Source organism: Aeromonas allosaccharophila, assembly GCF_016026615.1.
Lineage (GTDB): Bacteria > Pseudomonadota > Gammaproteobacteria > Enterobacterales > Aeromonadaceae > Aeromonas > Aeromonas allosaccharophila.
In genome coordinates this window covers 2,283,297-2,298,470 of the sequence record NZ_CP065745.1, presented here as the reverse complement: position 1 = coordinate 2,298,470, position 15,174 = coordinate 2,283,297, and the positions used below count along the sequence as shown (strand labels likewise).

The 15,174-nt window shown below is 61.3% G+C and carries 10 protein-coding genes and 2 tRNA genes; 2 read left to right on the top strand and 10 right to left on the bottom strand.

Features of this window, described 5'->3' with window-relative positions; all coding sequences use genetic code 11:
* Positions 1–79: 79 nt before the first annotated feature.
* From I6G90_RS10220 to I6G90_RS10180, 9 genes are all read right to left on the bottom strand, one after another.
* On the bottom strand, positions 80–1,945 hold the full coding sequence (locus I6G90_RS10220; RefSeq protein ID WP_197931120.1) for a beta-N-acetylhexosaminidase: 1,866 nt from the start codon (positions 1,943–1,945) through the stop codon (positions 80–82).
* Complete coding sequence (locus tag I6G90_RS10215) at positions 1,930–2,802, bottom strand: BadF/BadG/BcrA/BcrD ATPase family protein (RefSeq protein ID WP_058052941.1); 873 nt, start codon at positions 2,800–2,802, stop codon at positions 1,930–1,932. The genes I6G90_RS10220 and I6G90_RS10215 overlap by 16 nt, the downstream gene beginning before the upstream one ends.
* Complete coding sequence (locus I6G90_RS10210; RefSeq protein ID WP_197931119.1) at positions 2,795–4,552, bottom strand: glycoside hydrolase family 9 protein; 1,758 nt, start codon at positions 4,550–4,552, stop codon at positions 2,795–2,797. The genes I6G90_RS10215 and I6G90_RS10210 overlap by 8 nt, the downstream gene beginning before the upstream one ends.
* Positions 4,553–4,666: 114 nt before the next feature.
* Positions 4,667–5,659 (bottom strand): ABC transporter ATP-binding protein, encoded by a 993-nt coding sequence (locus I6G90_RS10205; protein WP_042061369.1) that lies wholly within the window; start codon positions 5,657–5,659, stop codon positions 4,667–4,669.
* Positions 5,660–5,670: 11 nt separating this feature from the next.
* Positions 5,671–6,690 (bottom strand): ABC transporter ATP-binding protein, encoded by a 1,020-nt coding sequence (locus tag I6G90_RS10200; protein WP_042658671.1) that lies wholly within the window; start codon positions 6,688–6,690, stop codon positions 5,671–5,673.
* On the bottom strand, positions 6,687–7,607 hold the full coding sequence (locus I6G90_RS10195; RefSeq protein ID WP_058052810.1) for an ABC transporter permease: 921 nt from the start codon (positions 7,605–7,607) through the stop codon (positions 6,687–6,689). The genes I6G90_RS10200 and I6G90_RS10195 overlap by 4 nt, the downstream gene beginning before the upstream one ends.
* A gap of 1 nt (position 7,608) precedes the next feature.
* A complete protein-coding gene (locus I6G90_RS10190; protein ID WP_033135896.1) occupies positions 7,609–8,592 on the bottom strand; it encodes an ABC transporter permease in 984 nt (327 codons plus the stop codon).
* 118 nt (positions 8,593–8,710) lie between these two features.
* Entirely contained in the window at positions 8,711–10,396 is a 1,686-nt protein-coding gene (locus I6G90_RS10185; protein ID WP_042061376.1) for an ABC transporter substrate-binding protein, read from the bottom strand.
* 416 nt (positions 10,397–10,812) lie between these two features.
* A complete protein-coding gene (locus tag I6G90_RS10180) occupies positions 10,813–14,250 on the bottom strand; it encodes an ATP-binding protein (protein WP_197931117.1) in 3,438 nt (1,145 codons plus the stop codon).
* A gap of 249 nt (positions 14,251–14,499) precedes the next feature.
* Here I6G90_RS10180 and I6G90_RS10175 point away from each other — a divergent pair.
* Together I6G90_RS10175 and I6G90_RS10170 are read left to right on the top strand one after the other, a co-directional pair.
* Positions 14,500–14,575, top strand: a tRNA-Gly gene (locus tag I6G90_RS10175).
* A 57-nt stretch (positions 14,576–14,632) separates the two neighbouring features.
* Positions 14,633–14,706: transfer RNA gene (locus I6G90_RS10170), tRNA-Cys, on the top strand.
* A gap of 50 nt (positions 14,707–14,756) precedes the next feature.
* Here I6G90_RS10170 and I6G90_RS10165 read toward each other — a convergent pair.
* Positions 14,757–15,050, bottom strand: coding sequence for a hypothetical protein (locus tag I6G90_RS10165; RefSeq protein ID WP_042658673.1), 294 nt, complete (start codon positions 15,048–15,050; stop codon positions 14,757–14,759).
* Positions 15,051–15,174 lie beyond the last annotated feature (124 nt).

Here is a 15,174-nt window from a genome sequence, read left to right as displayed (position 1 = left end):
CGGGAGAGTGGCGGAATAAGGTTGGGCGGGGGCTGAAATGAAAAAAGGCGGCCGATTGGCCGCCAAAATAGAGACAACATTACCTCTGTGGCATCCGGTAGCGCACCTGCAACTGATCGAGGATCTGCAGCTGGCCCGGCAGGCGGGCGGCGAAGTGATCCCAGCCCTTGTGGGCGGGATCGCTCCAGGCCACCTCGGCCGTGGCCAGCATACGCGGGAACAACATGTAGTCGAGACGATCACGGCTGGTGATCAATTCTGACCACAAGGGGCTCAGCACCCCGAGGATGTTATCGTTGGCATGGAAATCGGCTGGCGCAGGATCGCACGCATAGACCTGCTCCAGATTGAGGGTCCCCGCCCAGTAGAGGCCGGGTTCATGAATGTCCTGGCTCCAGGCCAGATCCAGATAGAGAGACTGGGCGGGCGCCATCACCACCGGATAACCGGCTGCGGCGGCGTCCAGCCCCGCCTGGAAGCTGGTCCAGGCACAGACGGCGGCTTTGCGGCTCACCTTGTCGCCGTGCAGGATCTCCTCCCAGCCGATCATCCGCTTGCCCTTGTCGGCCAGATAGCGCTGGCAGTGGCGCAGCAGATGGCCCTGCAGCTCGCGGCAGTCGGCGTAGCCCTGCTCGGTCATCAGCTGCTGGCAGGCTGGGCTGTCGGTCCAGACACCGGTCGGCACCTCGTCACCGCCCATGTGGATCTGCGGGCCTGGGAAGAGTTCACACACCTCGTCCAGCACCGTTTCCAGGAAGCGGTAGGTGCCGGGCAGGGCGGGGTTGAGCACGTTGTCGTCGAAATGCTGAACCGAGAGGTAGCGGGAGTGATCCGCCGTTTCGACCAGCAGCTCGGGCAGCGCCTTGATGGCGGCGTGGCAGTGGCCCGGAATGTCGATCTCGGGAATGACGGTGATGCCGAGTTCACTGGCATAGCTCACCAGCTCCTTCACCTCGCTCTGGGTGTAGTAGCCGCCATAGGGCTCGGAGCCGCCGCTCAGCTGGGGGCCGATCGCCAGATCGTGGCCGCGCCAGGCGCCCACGTCGGTCAGCGCCGGAAAAGCCTTGATTTCGATCCGCCACCCTTCGTCATCGGTCAGGTGCCAGTGGAAGCGGTTGAACTTGTAGAGGCTCATCAACTTGAGCAGGCGCTTGATGGTGGCCGGAGTGTGGAAGTGGCGGGCGCAGTCGAGAAAAATGCCACGAAAACCGAAGCGCGGTGCATCCTCCAGCGTGACGCAGGGCAGGCTCTCGCCATGTTGCAGATACCACTGGGCCAGGGTCACCAGCCCATGACGCCAGCCCGCTTCGTCGGCGGCGGCGATCACTACCTCCTGTGGCGTGATGGTGAGCTGGTAGGCTTCGGGGGCCAGTCTGGCCTCGGTCAGCCGGATTTCGGCGTCGTGATCCTGCTCCAGCGCCAGCGACGTCAGCTCGTTGAAGTGGGCCAGCAGACCCGGTACATCGCGGGGAGCGCTGACATGGGCCCGCTCGGCCAGCCGGAAGTTCCCCTCCAGCAGCACCTGATGGGCCGGTTGCGGCACTATGCCAAGCAGGGGCTCGACTTCGGGCAGGTCGGGGCGGGTTACCGGCGGGTTTTCCAGTCCGAGATCCTGCGTCGCCAGCGTCACCGGCAGCAGCTGGGCACCGGTGGTCGCCTCCGGCAGGCTGAGGAAGAACCCCTGCGGCATGTCGGAGAGCTTCTTGATGGGGGTCTGACGGCAGCAAAAGCGCAGCTCGCAGCTGCCCGCTTGCGGGACAATCACCTTGTAGCTGCCGCTTTGGCGCTCCAGCTCGCCCCCTTGCAGTGAGTCAGGGTCGATATGGCGGGCCAGACAGAAGTGCAGCTTCCACTGGGTATCCGGCATGCGGGAGAGGGTGAAGGTGAACCAGACATCCTCGCCGTCACGTCGGGCGACCTGGGTGTGGATCAGGGGTGTAGACATGGAAAATCCTCTGATTGGGCAAACAGGATGGCGCCATCGAGCGCATCTGCCTGGGGGGGGATCAGGTTGAGCTGGCCGAGACGGGGAGCGAGGCGCGAGCCAATCCCCCCCAGCAGGGCGATCTGGCTGGCACCGAGCTGGGTCATCCCGTCCAGCAGGATCCGCAGCTGTTCGCAGGTTTCGTCCAGCAGCTGGTTGGCGAGCTCGTCGCCATCGCTGGCGGCATCGAATACCCAGGGGGCAAAGTGGCCATAGTCGGCCGGAATGGCGCGGGCGGCCCAGCGCACTACCTCGGCCTGATCCCGTTTGAAGCGATCCATCAAGCGGATGGCGAGGGTGCTGGGAGGCAGAATGCCATCGTGGCAGAGCAGGGATTGCTGGATGGCGCGCAGCCCCAGCCAGGCGCCGCTGCCTATGTCCGAAATGGGGAAGCCGCGGCCGGAACAGGTGCGAATTTGACCTGCGTGATAGATCAGCCCCACCGAGCCGGTACCGGCGATGAGGATGGCTCCCTCCCGGCCACCAAAGGCGCCGAGGCAGGCACCGAAGGCATCGGAGGTGAGCCTGACACTGGCAAAGGGGAAGGGCATGGCGAGCATGGCGTGATAGCAGTCTGCCAGCTCGGCGGAGGCGAGCGCCAGCCCGACCCCCATCTGCTGTTCGCACTCGATGCCGAGCCCTGCGGCAAGGCGGGCGCTGGCGATGGCGGCCAGTACATTGGCGTGGGCATGGGGGATACCTAGCTCCAGATTGGAGCCTGCCGCGCGCCCCTCGCCAAGCAGCTTACCGGCCCGATCCCGAATGCGGGCGCGGGTGTGGGTACCCCCGCCATCGACCCCGACCCAGAACTCAATCATGGCGACCTCCCTGCTCATTTCGATCACTCAGGGCGCTCTGCCAGCTGATAGCCAGGGCAAACCAGGCAGCGTGGGGGATCCACTGCTCGCCCCAGCGCCAGTTCTGATCCAGCCGATCCTTGTACTCCTCCGGAATAAAGGCCACGTCGTTTTCGTCATCGAACCCGGCGGTGATGCCGTTGCAGATCCCCCCCTGCGCATTGGGATACCCGGCGGTATAGGCGGGGTTGTTGATGCCGTGACCCGCCAGCATGCAGGCGTTGAACGGGTTTTGCCCGAGGATCCAGTCGAGCTGGCGCTGGCCGTAAGTGATCAGCGGTTGGCTCTGGCGGGGGAAGTGGCGGGCGCCAGCAAAGGCCATGGCCGCCAGCGATGCGAGGCGGGCGTTCTCCCCCTGCCACCAGTAACCGGACTCGTTGTTGTGGGGCATAAAGAAGCTGACGCGCGGCGCTTCATCCACCCCTTTCACATATTGGCGGGCGAGGGAGAAGGGGTTGCCCGCGCGGGCGCAGAGCGCCAGCTCGGCGGCCAGCGCCTGCTCCACCACGGTTTGTACCCGGGCCTGGTGCTCCTGATCCGGCTCCACGTCTAAATATTCCAGCAGCGCCAGCACCGGCAGACCCGCCTCGGCGGCATGGTAGTAGGGGCGCGAGCCATCCTCGTTGGCCGACCAGTAGTGACCCAGCTCCGGATGAATGCGCTGGCGTGCACAGAGCTTGCTGGCGCGGGCTCTTGCCTCATTCAGCCACTCGGAGCCGAAGGTGCGGGTCAGCTCCACCGCCGCCAGCAGGGCGCAGTAGTCGTCAATGATGTTTTCGACCCCGTCGTCCAGATAGGCAAGGTTGTGCTCACGCAGGTGCAGGTAGCCACGTTTGGCCGCCTCGGCGTAGCGGCTGGCATCGAAGTCGCCGCTGACACTCTCGCGGGCGGCGCGGGCCAGCGCGGCGATGGCCATGCCGCCCCCTTGGCGAAAACCAGCCTGCCAGTTGGCGGATTTGAGCCCCTGCTGGGTGGCATAGGCACACAGCTCGCGCTGGGCGGGATCCTTGCTCCACTTGTCGAACAGGGTCATGTAGAAGAAACCCGACGCATCCTGCATCCGGCAGAGGAAATCGGCGCCGTGCAGCGCCTCGTCATTGAGACGCTTGCAGAGGTTCACCCCGTCGATATCGCAGCGCGGGGCCAGCAGTTCCCGGCACTTGAGCAGGGCCCACACCACCATGGGGGTTTGCTGGGGATTGAGGTAGTTGGCGTAGGAGAGGTGGCTCAGGTACTTGCTCATGTCGCCGCTGGCATCGAACCAGCCGCCGTGCACGTCCCGGCGCAGGTCGGTGCCAAACAGACGTGCGCTGCGGTCGGCCCGATCGAAGGTGCCGCTGGCGCGCTGCCCCTTGAAGTAGTGAATAACGTCAGAGAGGCAACGATTGGCCAGCAGATCCTGGCCGATGGCGAAACGGGTCGAACGGACAATGCGCTGTTCTGTGGCGGCTGCGCCGATGGGGGCCGTGATCGCCTCCAGCCGGTAATGGCCGGGCTCCTTGACGGCAGAGAAGTCGGCGCTTAGGTAAGTGCGGCCCTGCCAGCCGGAGACGCTGCCGGCCGGTTGCAGCGGGGTTTCAAACAGGATCTGGCCATCGTCGAGGCGTTGCAGCCTGACATAGCCGCCGAGATCATGGGCGGGGGTGGTTTGCAGCAGGGCGACCTTGTGGCCGTCGCACTCGTAGCCCACCTGATTGATCAAGAGTTCCATCAACTTCTTACTCCTGTGGTTCACCGACGGACGGTGAGGCACATCACGGGGCTGTGGCCGCCCCGTATCGAGGCATGGCCGGACAGGGCTGTCCGGCCGGTCTAAGGCTCACCCTCACTCGTAGAGGTAGCAGCGCACGAAGTGGTTGTCGGCAAGCTTGGTGATGGCAGGCAGCGCTTCCTTGCAGCGGGGCATCGCCTGATTGCAGCGCCCGGCAAACGGGCAACCGCAGGACTCCGGCGTCCAGAGCGGGATCTCCCCCTTGCGGCCACCCTCCAGCTCGGCGTGGATGCTCTTCTCGGGGTCGGGCACCGCCGAGATGAGCAGCTGGGTGTAGGGGTGCTGCGGGTGGTGCAGGATCTCGTCCACCTCGCCCCACTCCACCATGTGCCCCACATACATCACCGCCAGATCTTCCGCCACATAGCGGGCGGTGGCGATGTCGTGGGTGATGTAGAGCATGGAGACCCCCAGCTCGTTCTTCATCTGCTCCATCAGGTTGAGGATGCCGATGCGAATGGAGACGTCGAGCATGGAGGTGGGTTCGTCCGCCAGCACCACTTCCGCCTCCACCGCCAGATTGCGGGCGATGTTGACCCGCTGGCGCTGGCCGCCGGAGAGCTGGTGCGGATATTTGGCCGCAGTCGCCTTGGCCGGGGTCAGACCGACCTTCTCCAGCAGGGCATGAACCATGTCGGGCAGATCTTTCTTGTCGATCACCTTGCTGTGCAGCAGCAGGGGGCGGGCGATGTGGTGATAGATGGTGTGGGTCGGGTTCAATGAACCGAACGGATCTTGCCACACCATCTGCACGCTCTGGCGATAGTCCAGCAGGGCGGTGCCCTTGTTGAACTCCTCCAGATCGTGGCCGCGATAGAGAATACGCCCGGCACTGAGCTTGTACATCTTGGCGATGATCTTGGCGATGGTGCTCTTGCCGGAGCCCGACTCACCGACCACCGCCAGGGCGCGGCCCCGGTGCAGGTTGAAGGTGATGTCGGACAGCGCCCGCATCTTGCCACTCTTGATGGCATTGGAGTTGATGGGGAAGTCCTTGTAGAGGTGCTGGACTTCGATGATGGGTGCATCGGTTTTGGCGATTTGCATGACAGACATCCTTAACAGCCAGCGGCCTTGTCCAGATAGATCACGGAATCTTGTTGCCGCCCCTGCTCTTCATAGAGGTGGCAGGCGGTCTGTTGCCCGGGGCGGATCTCGGCCAACTTGGTGTACTCCTGACGGCAGCGATCGTGCACCTTGCCACAACGGGCCTGAAAGCGGCAGCCGACCGGCACCTCCAGCAGGTTGAGCGGGGTGCCCGGGATACCCTCCAGCACGGTTTTTGGCCCGTGCAGGGGCGGGAAGGAGTTGCCGAGTCCCTTGGTATAGGGGTGCAGCGGCGCGGTCAGGATCGCCTTGGAGGGGGCGACTTCTATCAGTTCGCCGGCATACATGATGCCGATGCGATCGCAGAACTCCACCATCAGCGACAGATCGTGGGTGATGAACAGAATGGAGAAGTTGAACTTCTCTTTTAGGGCATAGACCTTTTGCAGGATCTCCCGCTGCACCACCACATCGAGCGCCGTGGTTGGCTCATCCATGATCAAGAGCTCGGGGTTGAGCGCCATGGCGATGGCGATCACCAGCCGCTGGCGCATGCCGCCGGAGAACTGGTGCGGGTAGTCCTTGAGCCGACTCGGGTGGATATCGACGATGGTGAGCAGCTCCTGGGCGCGCTTAATAGCCTCGTAACGGGTCATGCCGGGGTTGTGGGCCAGCAGCACGTCGCAGAACTGCTCTTCCATCCGCAGCACCGGGTTCAGGGCATTCATGGCGGACTGGAACACCACCGACACCTGTTGCCAGCGGTAGGAGCGCAGCCGCTCCTCGTTGTAGTGGAGGATGTTCTCCCCCTTGAACAGGATCTCGCCACCGCTGATGTAGGCGGGCGGCTTGTGCAGCCGGGCCACCGAGAAGGCGACGGTGGACTTGCCGCAGCCCGACTCGCCGGCGAGGCCGAACACCTCACCCTGTCTGATATCGAAGCTGACCGAGTTGACGGCGCGCACGTCGCCATTTTCGGTGATGTAGTCGACGCAAAGATTGCGTACTGACAGCAGGGGATGCTTGTTCATGCTGTCTTCTCCTGTGCGGCAGAGAGCGGTGTGGCGACCGGTGTGGCCAGTTTCTTCCAGCGGTTGAGCCCTTTGTGGGAGCGCAGCTGCGGGTTGGCGATCTCGTCGATGGCGAAGTTGAGCAGGGCCAGACCGGCACCCAGGGTGGCGATGGCGAAGCAGGGGGCCAGCACTTCCCACCAAGCGCCGATCAGGATGGCACTGGAGGTCTGGGCGTTGTAGAGCATGATGCCCCAGCTCACTACGGTCGGGTCGCCAAGACCGAGGAACTCCAGGGTCGCTTCGGTGACGATGGCGTAGATGATGGAGCCGATGAAGCTCACCCCGATGATGGAGATGAGGTTGGGCAGGATCTCCACCAGAATGATGCGCCAGGCCGGCTCGCCCAGCACTTCGGCGGCGATGACGAACTCTTTTTCGCGCAGCGCCAGGGTCTGGGCGCGGATGACCCGCGCGCCATAGGCCCACGAGGTCAACCCTATTATCACGGCAATCACCGTCGGTGACGCCTCCCCGATAAAGCTCGCCAACACCAGTAGCAAGGGGAGGTTGGGGATCACCAGCACCACGTTCATCAGGAAGGTGAGGCACTCATCAATCAGACCGCCGAAATAACCGGCGGTGATGCCGATGGCAACGGCCAGGGTGCAGACCAGCAGCCCGGCACTGAAGCCGACCAGCAGCGAGATGCGGGCGCCATTGGTGAACTGGGACCAGATGTCGTGGCCCATGCGGGTGGACCCCATCACGAACTCGGTGCTGGGCGGCTGGTGCGGGCGAGCCACCCGTTTGGTCGGCTCGTTACTGGCCAGAATGGGGGCAAAGATGGCCATCAGTACGAAGGCAACCACGATGGCGAGGCCGCAGGCGGCTTTGCGGTTGCCCAGTAATATTTTGAGGATGGTGGGCATTTGCATCTTATTTGCCTCCTGTACGCAGACGGGGATCCAGGAAGACGTAGAGCACGTCGGCCAGGAAGTTGAAGCTGAGCATGGTGATGGTCATGATGAGCAGCTGCCCCTGAATGAGCGGGTAGTCGCGCGCCAGAATGCCCTGATAGAGGGTCAGGCCCAGGCCGGGATAGTTGAAGATCACCTCGGTGATGAGGGAGCCACCGATGACGAAACCGAGCGCCATGGAGAGGGCTGTGACGCTGGGCAGAATGGCGTTGCGGGCGCCGTAGTTGAAGATCACCCGGTTGCTGGAGAGCCCCTTGGCCTTGGCCATGGTGATGTAATCCTCACCGAGCAGGTTGATCATGTTGTTGCGCATGGTGATGAGAAAGCCCCCCACCTGCACGATGGCCAGGGTCAGCACCGGCATGATGGCGTGGGTCATGATGCTCTTGATGTGCTCCCAGCCCCAGTCTGCCGGAATTTCCGGGCTGTAGGCGTAGCCGATGGGCAGCCACTCCAGGCTGACCCCGAACAGGAACAGGGCGAGCAGGGAGACCACCACTGGCGGAATGGCCTGCATCACCAGGGTGAGCGGGGAGAGAATGCTGTCCATCCGGCCGCCGCGATACCAGGCGGCGAAGATGCCGACGATGGAACCGATGGAGAAGCTCAGGATGGTGGAGGTGCCGACCAGAAACAGGGTCCAGCCGATGGCACGGCCCAGCACGTCAGAGACCTGCTGCGGGTAGAAGCGCACCGAGGTGCCGAGATCCCAGGTGAAGACACTCTTCACATAGGTGAGAAATTGGGTGCCGATGGGGCCGTCAACAAAACCGAAGGTGGCTTTGAGCGCTTCCAGGGCGGCGGGTTCCATCATGGCGCCAGCACGGGCAAACATAACAGATACGGGGTCGCCAGGCATGGCACGAGGTAACAGGAAGTTGATGGTGGCGGCTACCAGAAAGGCAACCAGGTAGAAGGAAAAGCGTCTCAGTATGAATCCCATGATGGTACCTTTTACTGCAAGCCTGCCCCGCGTCGGGTATAGCTACCCCAACCCCGGCAGAGCCGGGCAAGAAGGGGATTAACGGGGAAGATGGCCCCCCGCAGGGGGCCGGGATTGTTTAGCTGTTTGGCTTGAGGGACAACACGTGCAGCAGACGCTCAGGGGTGTCCGGGTGGAGCTGAGGTTTGGCTACCGGGTTATCCGCACTGAACCAGCCGTTGAAGCGCTTGGTGCTGTACTCATACCAGGTCGGGTTGTTGAAGACCGGAATGATGGTCTGGTTGGCACCAACACGATCCTGGATGGCGAACATGATCTCCTTCTGCTTGGCCGCATCGGCGGTCTGGGTGAAGTCATCGATCAGCTTGTCGAGCTCGGGGTCCTTGTAACGCGGCGCGGCGAAGCGGTTGCCACGGTCCCCCATGTTGCGGGAGTGGAACGCGGTCTCGAAGTACTTGTGCGGGTTGGCACCGGCAAAGTAGCCCTGCAGCGCCACATCAAAGTCGCCAGTGATGAGGTTCTCGGTCCAGACGGTCGCTTCCGGGGTAGCGGTCTTGGCGTTCAGGCCCAGCGCCTGCAGCCCTTCTACACCAATCTGTACTGTGTTGACCCAGTCGGTCCAGCCGTTCGGCACCAGTACCTTGAACTCGATCTTTTTGCAGCTCGGGGTGTCGAGGAACTTGTCGCCGTCACAATCCTTGTAGCCTGCCTCTTTCAGCAGTGCCTTGGCCCCTTCCAGATCGAACTTGTTGTACTTGCCGTACTTCTTGTCCACTTCCGGGTTGTTCCAGGAGTCAAAGGCTTTACCCAGACCTGACGGGTACTCGTTGACGGTGGGGTAGCCGTAGCCCGCGATATCCACCATGGACTGGCGATCCATCGCCATGGAGAAGGCGCGACGGAAGTTGATGTCGTTGAAGGCTTCGTGGTTGCCCGGGTTCTTGGTCTGGAAGTTGACGTTGAACGCCACGGTACCGGAGGCCGGGAACCAGTATTTGTTGTTCTTCGGATCGTTGCCGACGTAGAGGCGCTCGATGTCCGGTACGAAGGAGCCGAACCAGTCGATGTCGCCCTTCATGACAGCAGCCAGCACCTGGTCGTTGGTGGCCATCTGCGGCATGCGCAGACAGTCGATGGCGAGGTTGGCGTTATCCCAGTAGTGCGGGTTGCGACACTGGGTGTAGAGCTGGGCGGAGAAGTTGTCCACTTCGGTGAAGGGGCCAGTACCGACCGGCTTGTCGTTGGTGAAGGCAACCGGATCTTTCACCGATTTCCACTGGTGCTCCGGCACGATAGGTACCAGCACCAGATCATTCACCACGTTGGTGTTGACCTCGGTCAGGTCGAATTTGACCTTGTTGGGGGCCAGCTTCTCGACGCTCTTGATCTGGGTCCAGATTGAGCGCTCATCCAGCGCCTTGTTGGCCTTGACCAGATTGAAGGAGAAGATGATGTCATCGGCATCAAAGGCTTCGCCGTCAGACCACTTCACGCCGTCACGCAGATCGAAGGTGACGGATTTCAGGTCATCGCTGAACGCATAGTTGGTGGCCAGACGATAGACGGGTTTGCCCCCTTGCATATCGTTGAAGATCACCAGCGGTTCATAGATGAAGTGACGGGTGGTGTGCAGCAGGCCCGCTTGCAGGAAGGGGTTGAAGTTCTTGACCCACGCGGTTTCCTGTTGTGCGACCATGGTCAGCACGGTTTTGTTTTCTGCAGCCATGGCGTTGCCGGCGGCGCCGGCGAGCATCATGGTGCCCAGCATTACAGCAGTAGAGATTTTGGATACTTTGGCAAGCATATGTTTTCCTTTCTTATTTTTTTGGCATTCCCGAGGGGTCGCCTTGTTTTGTGTGAGCACCGACTTCGCATGCTGATGAAATCGGCCCTCTGTGTTGGTCAGGTGTCTAACCTTTGTCATTCTGTTTTCCAACGTCCCTAGCAAACCAGAATTAACAGGAAAACAACAACTATTGATTTCGTCGTTTTCGTAAAAATTGACGGCGTCACGTCAATCTCGTCAAAATGCTTTTTTATCTGTTTAAAATCATTGGTTTGCGTTATTTGTTTTCGTGCAAAAAGTGGCTGTGAAAATGGCGTATATGACAAAATTGTGAATTGGATCGGCTCTCGATTTCGGGGTTGTGCGGGGCTTTGTTTTGCGCAAAAAGAAACCAGATTGCCAATTGTGATCCGGCGCCCGTTTAGGGCGCCGGGTCACGGCTTGCGGTTGGCGAGTTGACGCAGGGTCTGGGCGCTGTGCTGCAACTGTTGGCGCTGGTGGTCATTGAGCGGGCAGTGGCCCAGCACATACTCGGTAGTGGCCACTACTGTCTTCCAGCGTGGCGACTTGGGCAGGCTGTCCAGACTCAGATATTTGTCGAGGGTGCGGGTCTGCGGGCTGGATCTGTCCATATAGACCCGCCACAGCTTGCTCTTCTCCGCCAGCACGATTTTGCCCTTGCCGGTGCCCTGCTGCCAGGCATCTAGGGTGAGCTGCATGGTCTCTACCAGCGCCCGGCGCAGCGGCTCGTCATCCTGCTGGCGAATGAGGTCATCGGCCAGCGAGCGGAACTCGCCGCCCAGGCGGCTCAGCTCACCCAGCAGCTGTTCATCTTCGATGATGGCTTGCCGCGAGAGGTTCTTGAGGGCGTTCTCCAGTGCCATCACCCGGTTCTCATCCTGACGCAGTTCGGTACTCAGGGTGAGGGCGAAAGCGGCCTGTCCTCCGAGGGCGATAGGCAGGGCACGAGCGTTGAGCACGTCCTTCTGCCCGGCCACCAGAAACTCCAGATTATGTTCCCGCTCGCTGGCAAGGTCGGGCCACTGCTGTTGCAGCGGGGTGGCGAGCCACTCATTGAGGGGCTGCCCCTCCATGGCTTCCGGCTCCTGTCCCAGCAGGCGCGCCATCACCCGCGAGGCAAACAGCACAGTGCCTTGCTCGTCGATGAAGATCATCGGGTCGGCCCCTTCGCCGAGCAGGGCCAGCAGCCGCTGCTGATCCTGATGCAGCCGATCCTGCAGGGTGAGGCGATGTTCGATCTCCTGCTTCAGCAGCCGGTTTTCCACCAGCGAGGCGCGTCCGGCCTTGGCCTCCAGCAGTGCCTTGACCCGGGCAAACAGTTCCTCCTTGCAGAAGGGTTTGACCAGATAGTCGTTGGCACCGGCCCCGAAGCCCTCCTCGATATCCTTGGGCTGATTGAGGGCGGTGAGCAGCAGCACCGGCAACATCTCTTTCGGGTGCTGCTGGCGCAGGCGGCGGCAGACGTCAAAACCGGAGAGGGTCGGCATCATCACGTCCAGCAGGATGAGGTCTACCGGCTCCTCGGCCAGCTTGGCCAGCGCATCGTGACCGTCGCTGCTGGGCAGGATGCGGTAGCCGCAGGGCTGCAGCAGATGGCGCAGGATGTGCAGATTGATGGGCTCGTCATCGACCACCAGAATGAGCGGCGCATCCTCGGGGGGAGGGGGCAGATCGTCGCTCTCCCAGTCCGGCAGGATCAGCGGTTGCTGGCGCACCAGCTGATGCTCGATCTGGCGGCTGTCGAGGGTCAGATTGGCCGCTTTGCCGGTGGCAAGGGGCAGGGTAAAGGCGAAGGTGGAGCCAACGCTTGGCTCGCTCTCGACAAACAGCTCGCCCCCCATCAGGTGTACCAGCTGGCGGGTAATGGAGAGGCCAAGGCCCGCCCCTTGCTTGCTCACCTCCGGGCTCATCTGCACTAGCGGCTCGAAGATATGTTCCAGATGGTCGGGGGCGATGCCGATGCCGGTATCCGTGACCTTGATGCGCAGGAAGTTGTGCTCGACGATGGCACTGAGCACCACCTTGCCCTGCGGCGTGTATTTGATGGCGTTGCCCACTAGGTTGTAGAGCACCTGTTCGAGCCGCTGTTCGTCGGCCAGCACCGGCGGCAGTTCGGCCGGGCTGATATCCACCAGGGTGAGGGGTTTGGCCTGCACCAGATGCTGGCAGAGATCCAGCACCAGCCGGATAACCCCTTTGGATGAGACGGGCTGGGGGTGGATCTCCAGCTGGCCGTAGCGCATCTGGTGGTAGTCGAGCAGATCGTCCACCAGACGGGCCAGACCGTCGGCACTCTTGATGATGAGGCCGAGCTGCTTTTGCTGCCCTTCGGTCAAATCCTGCTGGCTGGCAAGCATGGATTCGGCCATCCCCTTGATGCCGTGAATGGGGGTGCGCAGCTCGTGGGAGGTGTTGGCCAGCAGTTCATCCTTGAGCTTGTCCGCCTGTTGCAGGCTGAGGTTCTGCTTGTGGGTCAGTTTGACCTGCTGTTGCAGCTCCTGGGTCTGCTGCTCGATCAGTTCGATTTTGTCCTTCACCGAGCGTTGCATATGGCGAAACGCCTCGGCCAGCCGGTCGATATCATCGCCGGTGCGCTCGATGGCGATGGGGTGATCCAGCGCGCCGTCGGCCACCTGCTCGGCCGCTTCGGTAAGCGATCGCAGCGGTGCCGTGATGGAGTGGGAGAGCCAGCGGGAGAAGAGGATCAGCAGCAGTACCGAGCCCGCCCCCAGCACAATCACCAGGGTCTCCAGCTGGCGGATCGGGGCATAGGCTTCCCGGGTGGAGATCTCGGCGATAAAGGCCCACTCGGTGTCGAACACCTTCACCTGGGTGTAGGCGGCCAGCACCTCGTCATCCTGATAGGAGTGGAACAGCCCGACCCCCTGCTCGCCGGAGAGCGTCTTGGTGATGAGGGGCGTTTGCAGCGGCCGGAAATTGGGGCTGAAGCTGTTCTCGACGCTAAACTCCGGTGCCAGCCAGGCATCGGCGCGCATCCGCTTGTCGGGGCCGATCAGGATGGTTTCGCCGGTCTCGCCCAGCCCCTCCCGCTCCGCCATGATCTGGTTGAGCTTGTCCGGCAGCAGCTCGAAAATCACCACCCCGCGCACATAGTCGTACTGCATCACGGGGGCCGCCATGTAGGCGACCACCTGCCCGGTCAGCTCGTTGCGGCCAAAATCGGTGAATTCGAAGATCTGCTGCGGCTTCTGGCCGCCATCAAGGCGGCGTTTGATCTTGGCGAAGGTCTGGCCCAAGCCACTGCCCTGGTAGGGGCCGGAGAGCAGATTGGTGGCAAAGTTAGGGTGCTTGGTGACCGAATAGACCACATCACCGTTGAGGTCCACCAGAAAGATGTCGCTGTAGTTGGACTTGCGCACCATGTCGGCATAGCCGCGATGAAAGCGCTGGTGCACCCGGCCATACATCTCGTCGGCGAGGATAAGCGCCGTGATGGAGGGTTCGATCTCCACCTGACTGTCCGGTTTACGCAGTTGATCCCAGGAGCCGGGCAGATAGCGGGCCTGGGCGCGGCTGCGGGCCTCCTGCGGCGTGGTGCCCAGTTTCTCGAAGGCACCGGTAAAACCATAGAAACGGCCGATACTGTTGCCGGCGAAATCCTGCTGGGAGAAGTTGATGATCTGCTCTTTGAGGTTGTTGAAGTAATCCTCGAGCTGACTCTTCTTGATATTACGGACGGAGACCAGATGGTTGGAGGTCTGGGTGGTGAGATCCTTGCCGTGGCTGTAGAGGAAGAAGAGGGTGATGACCAAAAATGGCACCATCCCCAACATGAAAAAAGCCAGCATTAGCTGCGGCCTGAGTCCACGAAGCTTGAAGATCCATTTCATCTTGTGATTTTCAATTGAGAATCCGGTTATTAAGCCGCTCAAGTCTCGAACGAAAGCGTAATCATTTCAACGACTTTATCCCAAATTCGCTTGGTGGGTCACAGCGGGATGGAGAAAATTGCAGCAAGCCGTCTAAACCCTGAGCAAACAGTCTGCGTCAGGGTCTAAATTGCGAAAAAGGGGTTGTGCTGGCGCTCGTGGTACGTATAATGCGCCTCGTTGTCAGGCAACTGGCACGAAAGCAGTAACGCGGGAATAGCTCAGTTGGTAGAGCACGACCTTGCCAAGGTCGGGGTCGCGAGTTCGAGTCTCGTTTCCCGCTCCAATTTTCCATCGCACCAACGATGGAACTCACTTTCAAGACAATCAGTCTTGTCAGCATGGCGCGTTAGCAAAGCGGTTATGCAGCGGATTGCAAATCCGTTTAGTCCGGTTCGACTCCGGAACGTGCCTCCATATTCTCTCTGTTTTCCCTGAATCATCACTCTTCGAGCCGTGAAGCTTGGTCAGTATCCTTGCTGCACCAGTAACTGTTCGCAGCCAGCCTGTTTCCACTCGCGCTCGAGATAGTGGCTCACATCCGCCATGTTTTGCCCCCGATATTGAAATTGCAGCTCGGCGCTCTGGTGTCCGAGATCCGCCATCCGTTGTTTCAGGGTGCCGCATTGCCACAGGCTGACGGTGGGTACACCCCGTTCGGCCAGCACGATGGCATCGTCCCTGTTCAACTGCCACTCCTCCAGTTGTGCCCGTGTCAGGGCAATCATCAGCACCAGCAGTGCCACTTCAGACAGTTTCATGCGCATCTCCCTACAGCATGTTTTTCCCCTGATAACTGTGGCAAAGCGCACGATTTTCGCAAGTTTGTTAACTGTTGGTTAATGACGTAACCCGTTTTCAGTATTTCCCGTTTTTTGCCATTTT

What these genes read in the sequence shown, in the direction of transcription:
- I6G90_RS10220 (WP_197931120.1), bottom strand. Translation starts at nt 1,945, where the DNA reads ATGTCTACACCCCTGATCCACACCCAGGTCGCCCGACGTGACGGCGAG.
- I6G90_RS10215 (WP_058052941.1), bottom strand. Translation starts at nt 2,802, where the DNA reads ATGATTGAGTTCTGGGTCGGGGTCGATGGCGGGGGTACCCACACCCGC.
- I6G90_RS10210 (WP_197931119.1), bottom strand. Translation starts at nt 4,552, where the DNA reads ATGGAACTCTTGATCAATCAGGTGGGCTACGAGTGCGACGGCCACAAG.
- I6G90_RS10205 (WP_042061369.1), bottom strand. Translation starts at nt 5,659, where the DNA reads ATGCAAATCGCCAAAACCGATGCACCCATCATCGAAGTCCAGCACCTC.
- I6G90_RS10200 (WP_042658671.1), bottom strand. Translation starts at nt 6,690, where the DNA reads ATGAACAAGCATCCCCTGCTGTCAGTACGCAATCTTTGCGTCGACTAC.
- I6G90_RS10195 (WP_058052810.1), bottom strand. Translation starts at nt 7,607, where the DNA reads ATGCAAATGCCCACCATCCTCAAAATATTACTGGGCAACCGCAAAGCC.
- I6G90_RS10190 (WP_033135896.1), bottom strand. Translation starts at nt 8,592, where the DNA reads ATGGGATTCATACTGAGACGCTTTTCCTTCTACCTGGTTGCCTTTCTG.
- I6G90_RS10185 (WP_042061376.1), bottom strand. Translation starts at nt 10,396, where the DNA reads ATGCTTGCCAAAGTATCCAAAATCTCTACTGCTGTAATGCTGGGCACC.
- I6G90_RS10180 (WP_197931117.1), bottom strand. Translation starts at nt 14,250, where the DNA reads ATGAAATGGATCTTCAAGCTTCGTGGACTCAGGCCGCAGCTAATGCTG.
- I6G90_RS10165 (WP_042658673.1), bottom strand. Translation starts at nt 15,050, where the DNA reads ATGAAACTGTCTGAAGTGGCACTGCTGGTGCTGATGATTGCCCTGACA.